Origin of the sequence: Streptomyces hilarionis, from assembly GCF_024539675.1 — a bacterium.
Lineage (GTDB): Bacteria > Actinomycetota > Actinomycetes > Streptomycetales > Streptomycetaceae > Streptomyces > Streptomyces hilarionis.
In genome coordinates this window covers 1-2,029 of sequence record NZ_JAHHIT010000333.1, presented here as the reverse complement: position 1 = coordinate 2,029, position 2,029 = coordinate 1, and the positions used below count along the sequence as shown (strand labels likewise).

The following is a 2,029-nucleotide window of genomic DNA, read 5'->3' as shown; positions in this document are numbered from 1 at the left end:
GGGGCTGTACGGGCCGGGGGCCTGGGGCGGGAGGCCCGCGCCGTACGGGTTCCGGCCGTGGCCGGCCGCCATGGCCGGCGTCAGGTACCGCACCTGCCGGTGCGCGTCGGTCACCGCGACGAACCCGGCGGCCCGCAGGCGGGCGGCCGCCCCGGCGTTGCGGCGGCGGTTGACGGCGAAGCCGATGCCGAAGACGGCCGTCAGGGCGATCCAGATGACGAAGGACACCACGAAGTCGTCGCTCGCGCCGCCCAGCCGCACCCCGAGGATCGCGCAGCCCGCGGTGGCGCCCAGCGCCGCGTACCCCATGCGCCGCTCCGCGCTCCTGCCGGTGAGGTCGAAGGTGATGCGGGTCTTGAGGAGTTCGTAGGCCTCCGGGGCGGACGGCGGCACGGAGACGCCGTCGTGGGCGTTGGGGTACCGCGCCCAGTTCTGGGCGGCCCGCGCCCTGGCCTGCGGGCCGGGATCGGGGACGATCAGCATCTTCAGCGCGCTGTTGCGGGACCCGCCGTGCCGCACGTCCACGTACTCGTAGCCGAACTGCTGCGCCACGCATGCGAGTCGGGCCAGCTTGCGCACCGAGGCCATCTGGCTGGTGAGCTCGACGGGCCCGCCCCCCGCCATCGACCGCAGCATGTTCCGCACCTGCCGCTTGCTCACCGGCACTCATCTCCCCCACCGGCCGGACCGTAGGACCGCCGGACCACTGTTCACCTGCGCAACGCCGGGCAGTCTTCCACACGCCCGCGGCGCCCGCCGGAGGCGGCCGACCCGGTTCGACCTGGCCTTTACCTCCGAAGCGCCGACGGGGGCGCGGCCGTTCGGCCACGCCCCCGCACCGGTCGGGCTCCCCGCCTCAGGCGCGGTGCGTGCCCGTTCTGCCGTCCGGCCACAGGCGGGGCCTGCGGCGGGCCGCCAGGTCCTCGACCCAGCCGAAGCAGACGACGCAGACCGCCGTGAGCAGCCAGACGGCCGGCAGTTGCGGCCACGGACTCTGGAGGATCCAGGGAGCGTCCGTCTCCAGGTGGGGGACGCTCCACAGCCGGTCCCACAAGGCCTCCACGACCGAGATGCACACGTTGTGCCACAGATAGATCGTGACGGCGCGGGAGTTGAGCAGCGTGATCAGCCGGTCCCAGCGGCGCAGCCGGGGCGGCCACTCGCTCCAGGACGGGCTGATGTGCAGAAGCAGCAGGACCGCCGCGAAGGACCACAGCGACTGGGCGAACGGCATGTCGTCGAGGTCGTGCCCCTCGCGCAGGTCGTGGCCGAGCGCGTACCAGAGGCCGACGGCGGCGACCGCCGGGGCCAGGGAGGGGACGACGTAGCGGGGCAGCATGCGCAGGACGCCCTCGTGGCGCGCCATGCCCAGCAGCCAGCACGCGCCGAACGTGCCGAAGTCGCTGAGGTTGGAGTCCAGGCGCCAGCTGGGCACCGTCAGCGCGCCGAACTCCAGGGCCGCGCACAGCGCCACCGGCGCGAGGATCGTCGGCCACGGCAGGCGGCGCAGGGCGCGCAGCAGCAGCGGGGAGAGCAGTACGAACCAGAGGTAGGCACGGATGTACCAGAGCGGAACGCCCAGGTCGGAGGCCCAGTCGTCGCCGATCAGCCCCTGGACGCCGGACAGGCCCTCGGCGTAGGGGGGGTCGCTCACCGGCAGGATCCAGAAGGTGAGGTGCAGCCACCACCAGCCGGGGTGGCCCTCGGCGTCCGGTCCCCAGCCGCCCGCCAGCATGCCCGTCACCCCGACCGCGCCCAGCAGCCACAGCGGGGGCAGCAGGCGGCGCAGCCGTCCGCGCGCGACCTCCAGCGCGGGCCGTCTGCTCAGCGAGCGGGCCATGAGGTCGCCGGCGAGGGCGAACATCACGCCCATGGAGGGGAAGACGACGGGCAGCCAGGCCCAGCCCATCAGGTGGTAGAGGACGACGCGGAAGAGGGCGACGGCGCGCAGGAGGTCGAAGTAGCGGTCGCGTCCGCCGCCGCTCTTCTTCTTCCCGCCCGCCTCACCCGCTTCGGCGCCGCGCGGCGC

Annotated in this window: 2 protein-coding genes; both read right to left on the bottom strand. The window is 74.2% G+C overall.

Annotation, left to right across the window (positions count from 1 at the left end; all coding sequences use genetic code 11):
- The coding region (locus KMS84_RS38415; RefSeq protein WP_256921192.1) for a hypothetical protein at positions 1-660 on the bottom strand (660 nt) is incomplete at its 3' end.
- Between the two features lie 196 nt (positions 661-856).
- Positions 857-2,029: acyltransferase family protein (locus tag KMS84_RS38410; protein ID WP_256921191.1), on the bottom strand; the 1,173-nt coding region annotated here is incomplete at its 5' end.